Genomic DNA, 20,049 nt, shown 5'->3' with positions numbered 1-20,049 from the left:
AGCGTTTTAGCTCAGCAACATCGCCCCCATTTACGCTTCCGTGTCAGGCGTTGCCTTAGGGCAACGCCGGTCTTTTCTTTGTACGCCAATTTTATTTTGTACAGGTATACAGCCGGGAATTTGCCGTATTCACGGCGAATAAGTCTTTGCTAAGAATAAAAAATTGTACAGCGCTCTGGATTTGTACAGGTTTTGTCGGTACTGTTGATTTCCTCGCAGGAGCGCGGAACGTTCAAAGGAGTGATGAAGTCTCAGTAATGGCCCATAGCCATAACCTTGTTGCCATTCCGATAGGGGCAGGTGAAATGAACATGAATGTCGCCCCTATGCCGTCCAATGAAGAGCAGCGCTTGGCTGCGGTCGCTGAGTGGTGTGTTGCGCACCAGGACTGCAGCACCGAGCTGCGCACACTGGTCGAATGGGCCGGCCGCTACTTCAATGCGCCGATGTGCCTGATCTCGATCGTCAGCGAGTGCCAGCAGTGGTTCATGGCCAAGACCGCATTGGAGGCCGACAGCACGCCGCGGGATGTGGCGTTCTGTGCCCATACCATTCTTCAGGCGCAGCCGCTGGAAGTACTGGATGCGACGCTGGACCCGCGCTTTGCCGAAAACCCGCTGGTCACCGGTGCGCCCGGCATTCGCTACTATTGCGGCTCTCCGCTGTTGGTGGACAAGCAGGTCGCGATTGGCAGTTTCTGCATCATCGATACGGCCCCGCGTGAGGCCATGGATGATGCTCAGCGCGGGATGTTGCAGGCGTTCGCAGACATGGCAGTGCAGATCATTGCCGGTATACGCCGGCGAAATTTCTACGACCAGCCGACCGGGCTGTTCAATCGGGTAAAACTTGAATGCGACGTGCAGACGCGCCTTGAACGCCATGATGCCCTGACCGTGGTGGTGTTCGACATCATGCCGGCGCAGGTGCTTACGCACATGATCAAGGTGTTGGGCTACAACTTCGCCCACGACCTGACCCTTCAGGTGAAAGACCTGATCGTCAGCCAGCTTGACCCGGACCTTGCGTTGTACAAGATCAGCCCCACACGGTTTGCCGTTATCGTGCACCAGCACCCTCTGGCAATGTGCGCGCGGGTAATCGGTGTGCTGAGCGACCCTGTGCAGTGTCATCAGATTCCCGTGCTCCTGGACGCCGCGGTCGGTATTTCGCCGGTCACCCGCTGCGACGACGATGGCAGCCTTGACTGGTTGCGCCGTGCGGTCGGCGCCGCTGACGCAGCCCGTGGCAACCCTGGCCGCTGCGCGCACTATCAGCCGGAGGTGGACGCCGCGCAGCGCAGGGCATTCTCCCTGTTGACCTCACTGGGGGCGGCGCTGCAGAGCGATGACGAGCTCAGCCTGCACCTGCAGCCGCGAGTCGAACTGCAAGGCCATACCTGCAACAGCGCTGAAGCGCTGTTGCGCTGGCGTCATCCGCAATTGGGGGATATTTCCCCTGCCGAGTTCATCGCCCTGGCCGAGAAAACCGCGCTGATAGCGTCGATCAGTCTGTGGGTGATGCGCGCGGTGTTGAACATCCTGCAACACGCTCAGGCGCCAGACTTGCGCATCAGCATGAATGTCACCGCGCGCGACCTGGAGAGCGCGGCATTCATGGACACCTTGCTTGCCGAGCTCCAGCACAGGGCCATCGCGCCGTGGCGCCTGCAACTGGAGTTCACCGAAAGCGTGCTTATCGAGCATCCCGAAGAAGTACGGCGGCAATTGCTGCGTGCACGTCAGGCCGGGATCGACATCGCCATCGATGACTTTGGTACCGGTTATAGCAACTGGGCTTACCTCAGCCGCATTCCTGCCACGTTCGTGAAACTGGACCGCTCGTTGATCCAGAAGGCCACGCACAGTGCCAAGGACCTCCTCTTGGTGCAGTCGCTGGTGGGGTTGGCTAACCAGCTCGGTTACCAGGTGGTGGCCGAAGGCATCGAAACCGCCGAACAGCTTACCTGTGCCAAGGCCTGGGGTTGTGCTCAGGCCCAGGGCTATTACCTGGCCAGACCCATGCCGCTGGCCGCCTTCCAGACGTGGTACTGCAACAACCGGCTCCGCAGGTCGCAGTCCTGATTTGACTCATTCGTCGCTTATCCTCAGCAGGTGCCTGCATGTTCAACCGGCAATTGAAAAACACGCTCGCCGAGCGTGAACGCGAACTGGAAAGCCTTCGGCAATGCCTGGAGCAGATAGAGCAGGCCGGTTTTTTTCTGCGGCTCGACGGCGATTGGCGGATCGTCGACTGCAACGTCGCCAGCGCTGCTGCGTTCGGCGTCACTGTGGATGCCTTGGCCGGCACCTCTTTGGGACAGTGGCTGCCCGCCCAGACCGTGCGCGGGTTGGCCAGCGCGCTTGCCAATGGTGCGCCGCTGCACGATGACATGAACCTGAACACGGTCAATGGCAAGTCGGCATGGTGGCGTCTGGGCTGGTATCCGCGGCTGGATGCACAAGGGCGGGTATGCGAGGTGCGCGCATACGGGCGCGACGTGTCGAAAGAGGTCGGGCTGGCTCGGGAGAACCAGGCGCTGCTCGACGCGCTGTTGCGCTCCAGCGCGGTCATCCAGTTCGATCTGGCAGGCCATGTGCTGGCCGCCAATGACACCTTCCTGGCGGGCATGGGATACCGGCTCGATGAAGTGGTGGGTAAGCATCACCGGATGTTTTGCTGTACAGAAGATACCGCCAGCCCGGCATATGCCGAATTCTGGCGAACGCTCAATACCGGCCGCTACGTCACCGGCCGCTTCCGCCGTCTGGACCGGCACGGGCACGAAGTGTGGCTGGAAGCGAGTTACAACCCGGTGAACGATGCCCAGGGGAAACTGGTGCGGGTGGTCAAGTTCGCCTCGGTGGTTACCGCACAGGTCCAGCGTGAAGAGGCCATCAAACAGGCCGCGCAGATGGCGCTTGAGGTGTCGCGCAATACCGTTGGCGGAGCGTCTGAGGGCGCGGCGGTGGTGCAGCAGGTGGAGCAGACCATGCAGGGTATGACCCGGCAACTGCAATCGGCCGGCACGACGATCACTGCACTGGGCGAGCAATCGGTGTTGATCAGTTCGATCGTCCAGACCATCGGCGGCATCGCTGCGCAAACCAACCTGCTCGCGCTCAATGCAGCCATCGAAGCGGCCCGCGCCGGCGAGCAGGGCAGGGGGTTTGCCGTGGTTGCCGACGAAGTGCGAAAGCTGGCGGCGCGCACCAGCACGGCTACCGATGAGATCGTCTCGGTGGTGGCGCATAACCAGACGCTCGCCAGCCAGGCCGTTGGCGAGATAGAAACCAGCCGGGATCACGCCACGCAGAGCCTGCAGCTTGCTTCGCAGGCAGGTGAGGCGATTGGCGTGATCTTGCAGGGCGCGACGGGTGTGGTGAACGCTGTAGAGCGAGTGAGTCAGGATTTGCGTTGAACCGGGCCAGCGTACTGCTCACCGGGCATCGCTCGATATCAGCGCGGTCAATGGTGGCAGACGATGCGCAGTTCCCCCTCTAGATTCGTGTGGCGTGCTGGAAGCCCCGAACAACAATAACGAGGGACCTGACTATGCCGACCGCCATCCAAGCGAACAACGCCTGGCGCATCCTGTTCCTGCTGTTCCTGGCCAACCTGTTCAATTTCTTCGACCGCACCATACCCGCCATCATCATCGAACCGATTCGCCTGGAGTGGCACCTGAGCGACTTCCAGATCGGCCTGATCGGCACTGCCTTCACCCTGGTCTATGCCATCGCCGGCCTGCCGTTGGCACGGCTGGCCGACACCGGTTCGCGCAGCCGGCTTATGGGCTGGGGCCTGATGGCATGGAGCGGGCTGACGGCAGTCAACGGCATGGTCGGCAGCTTCTGGAGCTTTCTGCTGGTGCGCATGGGGGTGGGCATCGGTGAAGCCAGCTATGCGCCCGCCGCCAATTCGCTGATCGGTGATCTGTTCCCTGCCGAGCGGCGGGCAAGGGCGATGGGTATCTTCATGCTTGGCCTGCCGCTGGGCCTGTTGCTGGCCTTCTTCACCATCGGCGCCATGGTGCAGGCCTTCGGCAGCTGGCGCGCACCGTTCTTCATCGCCGCTGTGCCGGGTGTGGTGCTGGCACTGTTCCTGTTCCTGATCCGCGAACCCGCACGCGGTGCGGCAGAAACCGTAGCCGTCTCCCAGGCTCCACTGGACCGGCCGCTGCGCCGCGTACTTCACGTACCTACCTTCGCCTGGCTGGTGCTCGCCGGCCTTACGTTCAATTTTGCTTCGTACGCCTGCAACTCGTTCATGGTGCCCATGCTGCAGCGGTACTTCGAGCTGCAACTGCAACAAGCCGCAGTGGCCACCGGGGTCATAGTCGGTGTGACCGGCCTGGTAGGCCTGACCCTTGGTGGCTGGGTGGCCGACAAGGTGCATCAGCGCTTTGCCAACGGCCGGCTGATGTTCGCCGTGCTGAGCATGCTGGTCGCCACGCTTGCCACCGCCTGGGCGCTGCACGCCGGGCGGATCGAGCTGGGCCTGTTCGTGGCGTTGTTCGGCGTGGGCTGGCTGTTCTCGTACAACTTCTACACCTGCGTGTACACCGCCATCCAGGACGTGGTGCAGCCCCGCCTGCGCGCCACGGCCATGGCGCTGTATTTCGCCGGGCTGTATCTGCTTGGCGGTGGATTAGGGCCGGTGGTGGTGGGCGGGCTTTCGGACCATTTCGCCGTCGCTGCCATGGACGCAGCGGGGGAGGTGGTGATGAGCGAGGCGTTCAAGGCCCAGGGGTTGCACGACGCGATGTACCTGATACCGGTGGCACTGATGTTGACCATGGTGTTTCTGCTGGCCGCGTCGCGGTGTTTCAGCCGCGATGCGCAGCGCATGCGGGAGGGGATGGTGGCTGACAGCGAAGCACTGGAGGGCCGCGCTGTCCAAGCCTGAGTAACATTGGCCGCGATTGGTTTCTGAGGGTGGCCAACGCTCAGACGTGGCGCCACGTCTGAGCGGCAAGGCCGTTCCGAAAGGCTGTCATGACAGCGTCAGCATCAGAAACTGGCTTTGACCGATACCATGAAGTTGCGTGGCTCACCGTAATAGTTGCCGAAGGTTTCGGTGCCGATGCTGGCGTAGTAGCGCTTGTCGAACAGGTTGTTACCGTTGAGCGCTACCGACCAGGTGTCATCGATGCGATAACCGATACGCCCATTCCAGATCGCATAGCCTGCCTGGTCGATTTTTTCGCCACTGGCGGGCGAGACGCGGAAGTTGTCGCTTTGCGCGTTGACCCCGGCACCGATAGACAACCGCTCTAACGCGCCGCTCAGGGTGTACTCGCCCCACAGGCGCAACACATGCCGAGGCACGTAGCTGTTGAACGCCGCACCGTTCAGGCTGCTGTCGATGTCGTCCAGGGTCTTGGTCTGGGTGTAGGTGTATCCCGCAAGCAGTTGCAGGCGCTCGATGATTTCCCCGCTGAGCTGCGCCTCGAAACCTTGCGCACGTACCCTGCCGGCGTTGACGTAGCAGTAACCGTCGGATGACGGGCATGACGAGTTGTAATCGGTCTGCGCCTGGTCTTTCTGAATAGTACGGAACAGGTTGAAGGCGCCGTTCAGTCGCCCCTCCAGCCAGGCCCCCTTGATCCCCAGTTCATAGCTCTGACCCACAAGCGGCTTGAGCGCGGAACCGTCTTCAGACCGGTAGTTGCCTTGCGGAGTGAAGATGTCCGAGTAACTGGCGTAAGCGGTGAGGTTTTCGTTCAAGTCCAGCAGTACCCCGGCGAAGGGCGTGACCTGCCCGGTTTCGCGGGTGCTGGAATGCTCCGACGTACCGGTGTTGATAAAGTCGGAGTCGGTCGTGGAGGTGTACCGGCTCACCCGGCCGCCAACCACCAGGGTCAGTGGGTCGGCCAGTTTCAAGCGCAGGGTCGAGTAGAGGCCTTTTTGTGTAGTCTTGGACTTCACCGGCCCGCCGCGAGATGAGTTGTCGATGAAGTAGCTGTCGTCGGGCTCAGGGATGAACTTGTCGGGGTTGAATACATTCTGGCGCTGCGGCAGAAAGGCCACTGAGTAGAAGTCGTCCTTGTTCGAACGGCTCGCATTCATGCCCAGCACCAGTTCATGTTGTTGGCCAAACGCATCGAAGGTGCCATCGACGTAGGCGTCCAGGCCGTAATCGACCTGGTCGTAGTCATACATGCTGCCCAGCATGCCAGTGGTATTGGTACCGGGCGTCACTGCACCTGAGGCAAACGCGTACTTGATGTCCTGGGTGTTCTTCGTATAGACGCTGGCAACCTTGAGTTTCCAGTCTTCGTTAAGCTGATGGGACACATCACTGAACACGGTGGTGCGCTGGCTGCGCCAGGTGTTCCATGAGGGGTCCAGGCAGGTTGAGCGGCTCAGCTTCAAGTCGCTGCGATCGCGGTAGCGCGGCAGGCCACCCCAGCACGGGTTGGCATCCACGTCTTCATAGGCAACGCCCAGCCCCAGGGTGGTGTCGGCATTCAGATCGAAGTCGAGCGCACCGTAATACACCTGATCTTTGCGGTTGGCGTCGTCCACGAAATAGTGGCGGCTTTGTTCGGCGATCACTGCCCGGCCGCGCAGAGTGCCGGATGCGTTCAGCGGGCCGCCGGTGTCCAGTTGCCCGCGGTAGTTGTCCCAACTGCCGCCGGACAGGGTGATGTCGGTATGCGCAGCTGCCAGGCCGCGCTTGCGCACGAAATTCACCCCGCCGGCAGTGCCGCCGGAGCCTTTCATCATGCCCGCTGCGCCGCGCAGCACTTCGACCCGGTCGTAGTACGCCATGTCGCTGCTGAAACTGTCGGCCTGGACATAGAGGTTGCCCATGTCCAGCGGCACACCGTCGTACTGATACTGGCCCGACATGCGGAACCCGCGTGAATAGAAGTATTTGCCACCCATGGTCGAGTCGTACACGGTAATGCCGGGCGTCTTCTCCATGACCTGGTCGATGGTGTACAGGTTCTGGTCGTCCATCATCTTGCGGGTCATTACCGTCACCGACTGTGGCGTCTCTTTGAGCGAGTGCTCACCTTTGCCTATGGTGACCGCGCCCGTGGTGTACGAGCCGCTGTTCTCTGTCGTGGCGCCCAGCACCTGGCCGGTGATGTTGGTGGCACCAAGTTCCATTGCCGAACCAGCGGAAGGCACTTCCCGCAGTACATAGGTGCCGTTGGACTGCGCCTGGGCTTGCAGGCCGCTGCCGGCCAGAATCCGGCTAAAGCCTTCAATGACACCGAAGGTACCTTTGAGCCCCGAGGAGCTAAAGCCGTCTGTTTGCCTGGCATCAAACGAAATCGCCGCCCCCGCCGCGCTGGCGAAGTGGCCAAGGACTTCGGTCAGGCTGCCACCAGGGATGTCGAACGACCGCACTGCGCTGTGCTGGGCCGCCACGGCTGCCTCGACCGTTGCTGTGGACCAGGCTCCGACAGTGGTTACTGCCAGCAGCGCGACTTTTACCGCGGTCGCCAGACGACCACGCTTGAATACCTCAGACATCCTAATCCCCCCCTGAAAATGATCGATGACACCCAATGGGGGATGAGCCGAACGATGCGTAAGAAAAGTGCAAAAAAGAATTTTTTAATTACTGAGGCGGGACGACAGGAGGCGACACATTGACCCAGAAACGGCTGTAACGCGTGACGCGTAATGAAAGCCCGCTTTCCAGCGCAGCCAACGCCAGGTCGGTGTCATCGATTGGGAACGCGCCAGAGACCCTCAGTTGCGCAATACGCGGATCACAGCGCAGCACGCCGGTGCGGTAGCGCGACAGGTCGGAAAGAAGTTCGACCAGGGGGCGATCAATGGCAATGATGCTGCCGTGTTGCCAGGCTCCCACCGTAGCGTCATTACGCCGTAGCTGCCCCACCGTGAGGTCGGTGAAGGCGATGGATTGCCCGGCCTCAACGCGCACTGTCAATGCGCTGCTGGACGCTCTGACTTCTACCGCTTTCTCCAGGACTGCCACCTCACCGCCCAGCGCTTGTGTGCGAACGATGAAGCGCGTGCCCAGCGCCCGGACCTCGCCATGTGTGGTGCTTACCTTGAATGGCCGCTGTGCTGGGTCGTTAGCGGTCGATACCAGAATTTCACCGCGAAGCAGTTCCAGCACCCGTTGCTGGCCGTCGTACTTGAGGTTTACAGAGGTGTCGGTGTTCAGCAGCAGTGAACTGCCATCGGCCAAACGAAAGGTACGGCGCTCACCCACTGCGGTGCGGTAATCGGCAAACAGCTGTTGCGAGCTGTTGCTACGCCACCCCAGCCAGCCCAGCGAGGTGGCTGGCACCAATACCAGTACGCTGCGTAACAGTTGCCGGCGGGAACGTGCGGCACCGCGCAGGGCGGGTGCGGCCAGCGCACCCGGCACGCTTGCCATCTGCTCACCCACAGCGGTCATCCGCTGCCAGGCTTGGCGATTGACCGGGTCGGCAGCCAGCCAGTCGTTCCAGGCGCTGCGATCGGCGTCGGTGGCGATGCCAGACTGCAGCCGCGCGTACCAGCGGGCTGCTGCACTGATGGCCTGCAACTCGGCGGGCGAAAGGCTCATGCCAATTGCATCTGCATCAAACAGCAATGCTCCATTGCCTTTGCCATGTAGTTGTTGACGCTGCGCACGCTGATGGTCAGTTGCTCGGCAATTTGCGGGTAGGTCAGCCCGTCGAATTGCGACAGCATGAACACCTGCCTGACCTTCGGCCCCAGCCCTTGCAACAGGCGATCGATTTCTACCAGTGCCTGCAACATGATCGCCTGCTCTTCCAGCGACGGGTGCTGTGCTTGCGGCAAGGCTGCCAAGGTTTCCAGGTAAGCCTGTTCCAGTGAGCGCCGACGAAACAGGTCGATCAGCAAGCCCTTGGCGATCCTCGACAAGTACGGGCGCGGCTCGCGAATGTCCAGTGCGCTGCGTGCCTTGATCACCCGCACGAACGTATCCTGCGTCAGGTCAGCGGCATCGAATGCGTTGCCCAGCCTCTTGCGTAGCCAGCCATTGAGCCAGCTGTGATGCTCGCAATACAGGTGATTGACGGCGCTACGCAGAGAGAGGTCGTTGGCGGGCATTTTGGATGGAATGGTTCGCGATTGGTAATGAATCTTATTGTCGTGCGTGGTGGGGGTGTTTGCAATAGCAAAGGTTTGCCCGAAGGCTACGCCTTTCGCGCCTTAGGCCCACGGGCGTTGTCGTACACCATGACAAGCACGTAGGCCACCTTCCTGATTGCTTTGCCAGAGGCTTTTAGCTGGTAAAACAGCTCATCCAGGGATTCGAACTCATGCATCAAGGCTATTATCAGAGCCCAGACGGGCGATCTAGGCGGCAGCGAAACAGCCTGCTGCTCGGTGCTCTGGGTGCACAACCTCTGCCTTGATACGGGTAAAACCATCAGGCCCTGGAAGGCAGTCACCGTTCAGTGTCATGACGCAAAAACGCCGCCTCCAACAGTTGCTGCGTATAAGCATGCTGGGGTGAATGGAAGATCTGCTGAGCCTCGCCTTGCTCCACAACATGCCCCTGCTTGATCACCATCAGTTGGTGACTCAACGCTTTGACCACGGCAAGGTCATGGCTGATGAACAGGTAGGTGAGGTTGTACTTGTGCTGCAAGTTGCGCAGCAACTCCACTACCTGCCGCTGCACCGTACGATCCAGCGCAGACGTCGGCTCATCCAGCAGAATCAACGCCGGCTTGAGCACCAGCGCCCGGGCGATGGCGATACGTTGCCGTTGCCCACCCGAAAACTCATGCGGGTAGCGGTGGCGCGTGCGTGGGTCCAGGCCTACCTCTTCCAGCGCCGCGATAATCGCTGCTTCCTGTTCTGCGGCTGTACCAATCTTGTGAATCCGCAGCCCCTCACCAACGATATCCGCCACACACATACGTGGGCTGAGGCTACCAAAGGGGTCCTGAAACACCACTTGCATCTCACGTCGCAGTGGCCGCACTTGCTTCTGGTTCAAGCCTTCCAGCGCCTGGCCATGGAAGCGGATGCCCCCCTGGCTCGAAATCAGGCGCAAGATCGCCAGCCCCAGCGTCGACTTGCCAGATCCCGACTCACCCACGATCCCCAGTGTCTGCCCTTGCGGCAAGCTGAAGTTGATCCCGTCCACCGCCTTCACATGGTCAACCGTCTTGCGCAGCAAGCCTTTCTTGATCGGGAACCATACCTTCAGGTCGTTCACTTCCAGCAGCGGTGCGCCAACCGGGTTATGTGCCGGCAAGCCGCTGGGCTCGGCATTGATCAGCATCTGTGTGTAATGGTGCTGCGGCGCACTGAACAGCGTCGCGCAATCGGCCTGCTCGACAATCTGCCCACGCTGCATCACGCAAACACGGTGGGCAATGCGCCTTACCAGGTTCAGGTCATGGCTGATCAGCAGCAATGCCATGCCCAACCGCGCCTGCAGTTCCTTGAGCAGCTCCAGAATCTTCAACTGCACGGTCACGTCGAGCGCAGTGGTGGGTTCATCGGCAATCAGCAACTCCGGCTCATTGGCCAGCGCCATGGCGATCATCACCCGCTGCCGCTGGCCACCGGACAGCTCGTGGGGCAGGGCCTTCAGCCGCTTGCGCGGCTCGGGAATGCCCACCAGCTCCAGCAACTCCAGCGTGCGCGCAGTGGCTTGCTTGCCGGTGAGGCCCTTGTGCAGCAGCAGGATTTCGTTGATCTGCTTTTCGATGCAGTGCAGCGGGTTCAGCGAGGTCATCGGCTCCTGGAAGATCATCGCGATGCGGTTGCCGCGAATCTTCTGCATGGCCTTCTCACCTTGCTGCAGCAGGTCGTTGCCTTCATAGCCGATGCTGCCGCTAGGGTGGCGTGCCAGCGGGTAGGGCAGCAGGCGCAGAATCGAGTGGGCGGTAACGGACTTGCCCGAACCGCTCTCGCCGACCAGCGCCAGGGTCTCACCCTTGCGGATGTCGAAGCTGATGCCATCGACCACACGGTTGACCTGTTCGCCGGTAACGAACTCCACCGCCAGGTCGCGCACTTCGATCAGGTTCTGTTCACTCATCTCACTTCCTCGGGTCGAAGGCATCGCGGGCGGATTCGCCGATGAATACCAGCAGGCTCAGCATGATCGCCAGTACGGCAAAGGCGCTGATGCCCAGCCATGGCGCCTGCAGGTTGGACTTGCCTTGGGCCACCAGTTCGCCCAGCGACGGCGCGCCCGGTGGCAGGCCGAAACCGAGGAAGTCCAGGGCGGTCAGGGTGCCGATGGCACCGGTGAGGATGAAGGGCATGAAGGTCATGGTCGAAATCATGGCGTTGGGCAGGATGTGCCGGTACATGATCGCGCCATTGCGCATCCCTAGGGCACGGGCGGCGCGCACGTACTCGAGGTTGCGCCCGCGCAGGAACTCGGCACGCACCACGTCGACCAGGCTCATCCACGAAAACAGCAGCATGATGCCCAGCAACCACCAGAAGTTGGGCTGCACGAAGCTGGCAAGGATGATCAGCAGGTACAGCACCGGCAAGCCGGACCAGATCTCCAGAAAGCGCTGGCCGGCAAGGTCCACCCAGCCACCGTAAAAGCCCTGCAGGGCACCGGCGATGACGCCGATGATGGAACTGAGGATGGTCAGGGTGAGGGCGAACAGCACCGAAATGCGGAAGCCGTAGATCACCCGCGCCAGTACATCGCGGCCCTGATCGTCGGTGCCCAGCAGGTTGTCCGCCGAGGGTGGCGCAGGGGCGGGTACGCGCAGGTCGTAATTGATGCTCTGGTAGCTGTACGGGATCGGGGCCCACAGCACGAAGCTGTCTTTTTTGGCCAGTAGCTCCCGGATATACGGGCTCTTGTAGTTGGCCTCCAGTGGGAACTCGCCGCCGAAGGTGGTTTCCGGGTAGCGCTTGAAGGCCGGGAAAAACCACTCGCCGTCGTAGCGCACGGCAATCGGTTTGTCGTTGGCGATCAGCTCGGCGCCCAGGCTCAGGCCGAACAGGATGAGGAACAGCCACAGCGACCACCAGCCGCGTCGGTTGGCCTTGAAGCGCTCGAAGCGCCGACGGTTGAGAGGGGACAAGGCCATGTCAGTGCTCCCGGCTGGCGAAGTCGATGCGCGGATCGACCAAGGTGTAGGTGAGGTCGCCGATCAGTTTCACCACCAGCCCGAGAAGGGTGAAGATGAACAGGGTGCCAAACACCACCGGGTAGTCGCGGTTGATGGCCGCCTCGAAACTCATCAGGCCCAGGCCGTCGAGGGAGAAAATCACCTCGATCAGCAGGGAGCCGGTGAAGAAGATGCCGATGAACGCCGAAGGGAAGCCCGCGATCACCAGCAGCATGGCGTTGCGGAACACGTGGCCGTACAGCACCCGCGAGCGGCTCAGGCCTTTGGCTTTGGCGGTGACCACGTATTGCTTGTTGATCTCGTCGAGGAAGCTGTTCTTGGTCAGCAGGGTCATGGTGGCGAAGTTGCCGATCACCAGGGCGGTGATCGGCAGCACCAGGTGCCAGAAGTAGTCGAGCACTTTGCCGGTGGTGGACAGCTCGTCGAAGTTGTTCGAGGTCAGGCCGCGCAGCGGGAACCAGTCGAAGTAGCTGCCGCCGGCGAACAGCACGATCAGCAGGATGGCGAACAGGAACGCCGGGATGGCATAGCCGACGATGATCGCCGAGCTGGTCCAGACGTCGAAGTGGCTGCCGTGGCGCACCGCCTTGGCGATACCCAGGGGGATCGACACCAGGTACATGATCAGCGTGCTCCACAGCCCGAGCGAAATCGACACCGGCATCTTCTCGGCGATCAGGTCGATGACCTTGGCATCGCGAAAGAAGCTCTCGCCGAAGTCCAGCTGGGCATAGTTCTTGACCATGATCCATAAACGCTCGGGGGGCGACTTGTCGAAGCCGTACATGCGCTCGATTTCGGCGATCAGGGCAGGGTCGAGGCCCTGGGCACCGCGGTAGTTGGAGCCGGCCACGGAGACTTCGGCGCCGCCGCCGGCAATCCGGCTGGTTGCGCCCTCGAAACCTTCGAGCTTGGCGATCATCTGTTCCACCGGGCCGCCGGGGGCGGCCTGGACGATGATGAAGTTGATCACCAGGATGCCGAACAGGGTCGGGATGATCAGCAGCAGGCGACGCAGGATGTAGGCCAGCATGTCAGTTGGCCTCTTGCGCAGGCGCTTCGGACACGGCTGGCGTCACCTCGGGCTTGATCCACCAGGTGTCGATGCCGATGTCGTACTTGGGCGAAACCTTGGGGTGGCCGATGTGGTTCCAGTAGGCCACGCGCCAGGTCTTGATGTGCCAGTTGGGGATCACGTAGTAACCCCACAGCAGCACGCGGTCCAGGGCGCGGGCATGGTTGATCAGGCTCTGTCGGGAATCGGCGTTGATCAGCGCTTCGACCAGTTGGTCGATGGCCGGGTCCCGCAGGCCCATGAAGTTGCGGCTGCCGGGGTTGTCGGCAGCGGCACTGGACCAGAACTCGCGCTGCTCGTTGCCTGGGGAGCTGGACTGCGGATAGCCACTGACGATCATGTCGAAGTCACGCGAGCGCAGGCGGGTGATGTACTGGGAAACGTCGACGCGGCGGATGTTCAGGTCGATGCCAAGGTCTGCCAGGTTGCGTTTGAACGGCAGCAGGATGCGCTCGAATTCGGTCTGGGCCAGCAGAAACTCGATGGTCACCGGTTTGCCGTTCTTGTCGACCATCTTGTCGTCCACGATCTTCCAGCCAGCGTCCATCAGCAGCTTGTAGGCCTGGCGCTGCTGTTCGCGGATCATGCCGCTGCCGTCGGTGACCGGGTTGTGGAAAGCCTCGCTGAACACCTGGTCGGGGACCTTGCCGCGCATAGGCTCGAGGATTTTCAGCTCGTCAGGCGAGGGCAGGCCCTGGGCGGCCATTTCGGAGTTTTCGAAGTAGCTGCCGGTGCGGGTGTAGGCGCCGTTGAACAACTGCTTGTTGGTCCACTCGAAGTCCAGCAGCAGGCTCAGCGCCTGGCGTACGCGGATGTCCTGGAACACCGGTTTACGCAGGTTGAAAATGAAACCCTGCATGCCGGTGGGGTTACCGTTGGGCAGCTCTTCCTTGATCAGGCGGCCATCGCGTACGGCGGGAACGTTGTAGGCGGTGGCCCAGTTTTTCGCGCTGGTCTCCAGGCCATAGTCGAACTGGCCGGCCTTGAGTGCTTCCAGCGCGACGGTGTTGTCGCGGTAGGAGTCGAAGGTCATGGCGTCGAAGTTGAACTGGCCGCGGTTGAGCGGCAGGTCCTTGGCCCAGTAGTCCTTGACCCGCTCGTAGCGGATCGAGCGGCCGGGCTTGACCTCGGTGATCTTGTACGGGCCGCTGCCGAGCGGGATTTCCAGGTTGCCGCGGTTGAATTCGCGGCCTTCGTACCAGTGCTTGGGCAGCACGGGCAATTGGCCGAGGATCAGCGGCAACTCGCGGTTGTTCTTGTGCTTGAAGGTGAACAGCACGCGCAGCGTGTCTTCGGCGACGACTTGGGCGACATCGCCATAGTACTGGCGGTACAGCGGTGCGCCGTCCTTGATCAGGGCGTTGAAGGTGAACACCACGTCTTCGGCCCGCATCGGGTGGCCGTCGTGGAAGCGCGCCTCGGGGCGCAGGTAGAAGCGCACCCAGCTGTTGTCCGGGGCCTTTTCGATCTTGCCGGCAACCAGGCCGTACTCGGTGAACGGCTCGTCCAGGCTCTGGCGCATCAAGGTGTCGTAGATGGCGCTGACGTTTTCGGCGGCCACCCCTTTGTTGATGAACGGGTTGAGGCTGTCGAAACCGCCGAAACTGGACTGGCGGAAGGTGCCGCCCTTGGGCGCGTCGGGGTTGACGTAGTCGAAGTGCTTGAAGTCGGCCGGGTACTTCGGCGCTTCATCATAAAGGGTCAGTGCGTGTTGCGGCGCGGCCATTGCCGGTAGGCTCAGGCAGGCAAGCAGCAGGCTGCCTGCCAGCTGGCGCAGGCGGTACGTTGGCATCATTGGGCTTTCTCCGAAGTCTTTAGCCACCAGGTATTCAGCCCCAGGGTATAGGGCGGTGTGGTGACGAAACCGAACCGGTTGCGGTAGGCCAGGCGGTGATTGTCGAGATACCAGTTGGGGATCATGTAGTACTGCCAGGACAGCACGCGGTCCAGGGCGCGGGCGGCGGCGACCTGGTCATCGCGGGTGCGTGCGGCGAGCAAGGTGTCGAGCAGGTGGTCGACCACCGGATCCTTGACCCCAGCATAATTTTTGCTGCCCTTGGTCGCAGCCTGGCTGGAATGGAAGTACAGCCACTGCTCAAGGCCGGGGCTCAAGGTCTGGCTCAAGGTCATCAGAATCATGTCGAAGTCGAACTGGTCCAGGCGTTGTTTGTACTGGGCACGGTCCACGGTGCGCAAGCGCGCATCGATGCCGATGCTCGCCAGGTTTTCGACATAAGGTTGCAGGATGCGTTCGAGGTTGGGATTCACCAGCAGCAGTTCCATGCGCAACTGCTGGCCTTGTGCGTTCACCAGGCGCTGGCCGTCGAGCTTCCAGCCGGCGCGGCCGAGCAGGCTCAGCGCCTGGCGCAGGCTCTGGCGGTCGATGCCGCGGCCATCGGTGTGGCTGACCTGATAGGGCTGGGTGAACAGCTTTTCCGGCAATTGGTCACGGAACGGCGCCAGCAGCAGCCACTCCTTGCCCGTGGGCAGGCCGCTGGCGGCAAACTCGCTGTTGGGGTAGTAGCTGGTCGAGCGGCGGTAGGCGCTGCTGAACAGGGCGCGGTTGGTCCACTGGAAGTCGAGCATCAGGCCCAGCGCCTGGCGTACCCTGGCGTCGCTGAAGGTGGCCCGGCGGCTGTTCATGAACAGCCCCTGGGTCTGGGTCGGGATGCGATGGGGGATCTGGGCCTTTATCACCTCGCCACGGCGCAGTGCCGGGAAGTTGTAGCCGTTGGCCCAGTTCTTTGCCTGATGCTCGATATAGATGTCGAACTCGCCGGCCTTGAAGGCTTCGAACGCGACTGTGGCGTCCCGATAGAACTCGTATTCGATGCGGTTGAAGTTGTACTTGCCGCGGTTTACCGCCAGGTCCTTGCCCCAGTAGTTCTTTACCCGCTCGAACACCAGGCGCCTGCCGGGCTGCACCTGAGTGATGCGGTAGGGGCCGCTGCCAAGCGGCGGCTCGAAGGTGGTGGCCTTGAAATCGCGGTTTTGCCAGTAGTGTTTGGGCAGCACCGGCATCTCGCCCAGGCGCAGGATCAGCAGCGGGTTGCCAGCGCGCTTGAACACGAAGCGGATGCGCAGCGGGCCAAGGATATCCACGCGCTGCACTTCCTGCAGGTTGGTGCGGTAGATCGGGTGGCCATCCTTGAGCAGCGTGCGGTAAGAGAAGGCGACGTCTGCAGAAGTGATCGGTTTGCCGTCATGCCAGCGCGCTTGCGGGCGCAGGTTGAACACCACCCAACTGCGGTCCTCGCTGTACTCCACCGAGCGGGCGATGAGGCCGTAACTGGAGGTGGGCTCGTCCCCGGAAGGGTCATACATGCCGGTGCCGACCATCAGTGTTTCGTTGAGCTCGTTGACACCGTACTGCAGGAAGTTCGGCGTTGTGACCGGGCTAGAACCCTTGAAGGTATAGGCGTTGAGCGTGTCGAAGGTGCCCAATGCCATGGCGCGCAAGGTGCCGCCCTTGGGCGCTTGCGGGTTGACCCAGTCGAAGTGGGTGAATGTGGCTGGGTACTTGAGCGTGCCGAACTGCGCGTATCCGTGGCTTTCGCTCACCATCGCGGCTGCGGGAAAGCTCAAGGCCAGGCTGAGTGACAGCAGGAGGGGACGTATCAAGTCGGCATCCGATCCAGAGGCGTTGGGCTTTGGTCGGGCTACAGTAACAGCTTGGCGGGGTTGGAAAAAGGGTGTGTCTGGAAGGAGATCAAGGGGCTGCGGAGCAGCCCCGGGTTGCCATCAGTGCCCCAGGTAGACGGTCAAGGTCTGGCCTGGCTTGAGGGCGTGCCCGCTGCGCGGATTCCAGCGCTTGAGGTGCTTCATCTCAACATTGAAACGTTTTGCCACCAGATACAGCGAGTCACCCTTGCGGACCTTGTACTGGGTAGAGCGCTTGGAGGATGCCGCCACCCGGTTGCCTGCCGCACTACCACCACGCAGTGCCAACACCTGGCCGGCCTTTACACGGCTACCCGATAGTTTGTTCCAGCGCTGGATATCCTTGACCGAAACCCGGTTGGCCCTGGCAATGGTGCTCAGGCTGTCGCCGCGCTTTACGCGGTAACTGCGCGCTCTGGCAGGTGCCTTGGCTTCGGCCACGGCGCGTGCGAACACGGCTTTGTTCGGCTGCAGGCTGACCAGTTGTTCAGGCTTGAGGTTGGACAGGCTGTCGGACAGCAGTTGCGCCTTGGCCGTCGGTACCAGCAATTGTTTGGGCCCATCCACGGTCATGCGCTTCTTGAATGCCGGGTTGAGCTGGATCAGTTCGTCTTCGTCGATGTTGGCGAAGGCGGCTACCCGCGACAGGTCCAGGCGGTCCTTGATGGCGACAGCTTCGAAGTAGGGCTCGTTGGCGATCGGGTTGAGGTTCACGCCGTAGGCTTCGGGGGTCAGGACCACCTGCGACAGGGCCAGCAGCTTGGGCACGTAGTCGCGCGTCTCCTGTGGCAGTGGCAGGTTCCAGTAATCGGTGGGCAGGCCGAGTTTCTCGTTGCGCTCGATCGCCCGGCTGACGGTGCCTTCACCGGCGTTGTAGGCAGCCAGTGCCAGCAGCCAGTCGCCGTTGAACATGTCGTGCAGGCGGCTCAGGTAATCCAGCGCGGCGTTGGTCGACGCGGTGATGTCGCGGCGACCATCGTAGAAATTGGTCTGGCGCAGGTTGAAGTGGCGCCCGGTAGAGGGGATGAACTGCCACATGCCTGCAGCATGGGCGCGCGAGTAGGCCATGGGGTTGTAGGCGCTTTCGATCGCCGGCAACAGGGCCAGTTCCAGCGGCATGTCGCGTTCTTCCAGGCGCTCGACGATGTAGTGCAGGTACAGGCTGCCGCGCTCACCGGCGTTTTCGAGGAACGAGGGGTTGCTGGCGAACCACAGCCGCTGCTGCTCGATGCGCGGGTTGACGTCGATGGTGTCTTGCAGGGCGAAGCCCTGGCGCATGCGCTCCCACACATCCTGCGGCGCCTGCTCGGCGGGTTTGACCGCGAGCGGAACGGGTTTGTGTTTGATCCGCGCCTGGTAGCTGTGCGCGCGAACGCTGTCGGATTCGTCGAGCTGACGGGTGCTCTGGCAGCCCACCAGGGTGGCGGCCAGCGCCAGCGCACTGATTTGGGCCAGGCGCGTCAGGGCGACTGAATGAGCGGTTCTGCGGCTACGGGAAGACATCGGCGGGGACGGGTATCCGGGCAAAAAATTTCGGCGATTCTAGAAACCGCATCCCGCCGGGTCAACCTTCGAGCGCATGTTGCGATATATCTTCAGGTTATCAGAAGGTGTCCTTCCAAGACCTCAAGGCAGCAAAAACAGCGACATGCGTGGTGTTTGAATGTCCCTTCCATTCGTCAGCTTTTTGTTTAACTAATGTTTCAGAGGTTCGCAGAAAAGGGTTGGTCAACCGTTCCAGACCGATAGTTGATGGCAATGTGATGCGATTGTCGGCGCGCAGCCGGGTAACATCATCGAAACGTTGCAGAACGTGCGGGTTTTGTGGCTCCACGGCCTTGGCGAAGCGCAAGTTGCTGAGGGTGTACTCGTGGGCGCAGTACACCTCGGTACGCTCCGGCAGCGCGGCCAACCTGGCGAGGGCAGGCTGCATCTGCTCTGGCGTGCCTTCGAACATCCGCCCGCAGCCAGCGGCGAACAACGTGTCGCCACTGAATAGCACCGGTGTCGCAGGTTGGTCGCTGAAGAAGGCGATATGACCCAGCGTGTGCCCCGGTACTGCCAGAACCTGGAAGGTCACGCCCACCGCGGTCACTTCGTCACCTTCGTCCAAGGCAAGGTCGCGGCACGGAATACGCTCGTTGGCCGGGCCGCTGACCCGCGCACCGGTCAGTTTTTTCAGCCGCTCGACACCGCCCACGTGGTCATTGTGGTGGTGGGTGACCAGAATATCCTCCAGCACCCAGTCGGGATTGGCGGCCAGCCATGCCTCCACGGGGGCGGCATCACCAGGATCGACCACCGCGCAGCGGCGTTTGGCAGTATCCTGTAACAACCAGATGTAGTTGTCGGAGAAAGCGGGGAGAGCATCGATCTGTATCATGGTGCGGATCCGTATCGCCTAGCGTGGCACATGAGGCCATCTTAGCCGCGATGGCGCGGTGCGAGAACCTTCGAGGGAGAGCGCAAATGACCGACCAACCCTTTGCCCAGGCCGACCCGGCCTGGATCGAGCTGATCAGCCTGGCCCGTGACTGGTTCCACGGCCCGCTCGGCCAGCTGATGCTCAAAGAAGAGGAAAAATTGTTGGAGGAGGAGCTCGGGCGCTTCTTCGGGGGTTACCTGGTGCATTACGGCCCCTGCGCCGAGGCTCCGCCCAGCGCCCCCCAGGTACAGCGCAACGTGCGTTTGGGCGCGCCGCTGCCGGGGGTGGAGATCGTCTGTGAGGAACAGGCCTGGCCCTTGAGCGAGCACGCCGCCGACGTGGTGGTGCTGCAGCACGGCCTGGACTTCTGCCTGTCGCCCCATGGCTTGCTGCGCGAGGCCGCCAGTGCGGTACGCCCCGGCGGGCATCTGCTGATCGTCGGCATCAACCCCTGGAGCAGTTGGGGCATACGCCACTTCTTCAGCCACGGCGCGCTGCGCAAGGCCCGCTGCATCTCGCCGTCACGGGTCGGTGACTGGCTCAACCTGCTGGGCTTCGCGCTGGAGAAACGCCGCTTCGGGTGCTATCGTCCGCCGCTTGCCTCACCGGCCTGGCAACAACGCCTGGCGGGCTGGGAACGGGTGGCAGGCGGTTGGCAGAGCTCTGGTGGCGGGGTTTACCTGCTGGTGGCGCGCAAGATGGTGGTTGGCCTGAGGCCGCTGCGCCAGGAACGCCGCGAACCGATGGGCAAGTTGCTGCCTTTGCCATTGGCCAAGGTCAACCGCACCGTGGTCAGCCCGGATACCGAAAAGCACTGAACAT

At 61.9% G+C, this 20,049-nt stretch carries 14 protein-coding genes and 1 pseudogene; 5 read left to right on the top strand and 10 right to left on the bottom strand.

Annotated elements, in window-relative coordinates:
• The first annotated feature begins 311 nt into the window (after nt 1-311).
• The 4 genes and pseudogenes from ACEWE8_RS13770 (at nt 312) to ACEWE8_RS13755 (ending at nt 4,908) form a co-directional block, all read left to right on the top strand.
• On the top strand, nt 312-2,084 hold the full coding sequence (locus ACEWE8_RS13770) for a GGDEF and EAL domain-containing protein (protein WP_046785227.1): 1,773 nt from the start codon (nt 312-314) through the stop codon (nt 2,082-2,084).
• A 38-nt stretch (nt 2,085-2,122) separates the two neighbouring features.
• Nucleotides 2,123-2,884 (top strand): annotated as a pseudogene (locus tag ACEWE8_RS13765) (PAS domain-containing protein); the annotation flags it as partial.
• A gap of 30 nt (nt 2,885-2,914) precedes the next feature.
• Entirely contained in the window at nt 2,915-3,421 is a 507-nt protein-coding gene (locus tag ACEWE8_RS13760) for a methyl-accepting chemotaxis protein (protein ID WP_261981986.1), read from the top strand.
• A gap of 134 nt (nt 3,422-3,555) precedes the next feature.
• Nucleotides 3,556-4,908, top strand: coding sequence for an MFS transporter (locus ACEWE8_RS13755; RefSeq protein WP_115274297.1), 1,353 nt, complete (start codon nt 3,556-3,558; stop codon nt 4,906-4,908).
• Nucleotides 4,909-5,012: 104 nt separating this feature from the next.
• Here ACEWE8_RS13755 and ACEWE8_RS13750 read toward each other — a convergent pair whose 3' ends face one another.
• The 10 genes from ACEWE8_RS13750 to gloB form a co-directional block, all read right to left on the bottom strand.
• Nucleotides 5,013-7,490 carry a TonB-dependent siderophore receptor gene (locus ACEWE8_RS13750; RefSeq protein WP_046785224.1) on the bottom strand — a complete coding sequence of 826 codons (2,478 nt, stop codon included), beginning with the start codon at nt 7,488-7,490 and terminating at the stop codon, nt 5,013-5,015.
• Between the two features lie 88 nt (nt 7,491-7,578).
• Nucleotides 7,579-8,541, bottom strand: coding sequence for a FecR domain-containing protein (locus ACEWE8_RS13745; RefSeq protein WP_115274299.1), 963 nt, complete (start codon nt 8,539-8,541; stop codon nt 7,579-7,581).
• Nucleotides 8,538-9,053, bottom strand: coding sequence for a sigma-70 family RNA polymerase sigma factor (locus tag ACEWE8_RS13740; protein ID WP_046785222.1), 516 nt, complete (start codon nt 9,051-9,053; stop codon nt 8,538-8,540). Before ACEWE8_RS13740 ends, ACEWE8_RS13745 begins: the two co-directional genes overlap by 4 nt.
• 340 nt (nt 9,054-9,393) lie before the next feature.
• On the bottom strand, nt 9,394-11,004 hold the full coding sequence (locus ACEWE8_RS13735; protein WP_046785220.1) for an ABC transporter ATP-binding protein: 1,611 nt from the start codon (nt 11,002-11,004) through the stop codon (nt 9,394-9,396).
• Between the two features lies 1 nt (nt 11,005).
• Nucleotides 11,006-12,025 (bottom strand): ABC transporter permease, encoded by a 1,020-nt coding sequence (locus tag ACEWE8_RS13730; RefSeq protein WP_046785219.1) that lies wholly within the window; start codon nt 12,023-12,025, stop codon nt 11,006-11,008.
• Between the two features lies 1 nt (nt 12,026).
• The gene (locus ACEWE8_RS13725; protein ID WP_039603181.1) at nt 12,027-13,100 is read right to left on the bottom strand and encodes a microcin C ABC transporter permease YejB; all 1,074 of its coding nucleotides are present in this window, start codon (nt 13,098-13,100) and stop codon (nt 12,027-12,029) included.
• 1 nt (nt 13,101) lies between these two features.
• Nucleotides 13,102-14,937, bottom strand: coding sequence for an extracellular solute-binding protein (locus tag ACEWE8_RS13720; RefSeq protein WP_046785218.1), 1,836 nt, complete (start codon nt 14,935-14,937; stop codon nt 13,102-13,104).
• Nucleotides 14,934-16,763, bottom strand: a complete 1,830-nt coding sequence (locus ACEWE8_RS13715; protein WP_204918484.1) for an extracellular solute-binding protein — start codon at nt 16,761-16,763, stop codon at nt 14,934-14,936. Before ACEWE8_RS13715 ends, ACEWE8_RS13720 begins: the two co-directional genes overlap by 4 nt.
• Nucleotides 16,764-16,883: 120 nt before the next feature.
• Nucleotides 16,884-18,305 carry a lytic transglycosylase domain-containing protein gene (locus ACEWE8_RS13710; RefSeq protein WP_046785216.1) on the bottom strand — a complete coding sequence of 474 codons (1,422 nt, stop codon included), beginning with the start codon at nt 18,303-18,305 and terminating at the stop codon, nt 16,884-16,886.
• A gap of 100 nt (nt 18,306-18,405) precedes the next feature.
• Nucleotides 18,406-19,185 carry a hydroxyacylglutathione hydrolase gene (gene gloB / locus ACEWE8_RS13705; protein WP_046785215.1) on the bottom strand — a complete coding sequence of 260 codons (780 nt, stop codon included), beginning with the start codon at nt 19,183-19,185 and terminating at the stop codon, nt 18,406-18,408.
• An 86-nt stretch (nt 19,186-19,271) separates the two neighbouring features.
• Here gloB and ACEWE8_RS13700 point away from each other — a divergent pair, with 86 nt between their 5' ends.
• Nucleotides 19,272-20,045 (top strand): class I SAM-dependent methyltransferase, encoded by a 774-nt coding sequence (locus ACEWE8_RS13700; protein WP_046785214.1) that lies wholly within the window; start codon nt 19,272-19,274, stop codon nt 20,043-20,045.
• Nucleotides 20,046-20,049: the final 4 nt, after the last annotated feature.

It is taken from the genome of Pseudomonas sp. TR47 (assembly GCF_044143025.1).
GTDB classification, from domain to species: Bacteria; Pseudomonadota; Gammaproteobacteria; order Pseudomonadales; family Pseudomonadaceae; genus Aquipseudomonas; species Aquipseudomonas putida_E.
Note: the sequence above shows the minus strand (reverse complement) of the source record. Positions and strands in the feature narration are given on the sequence as shown.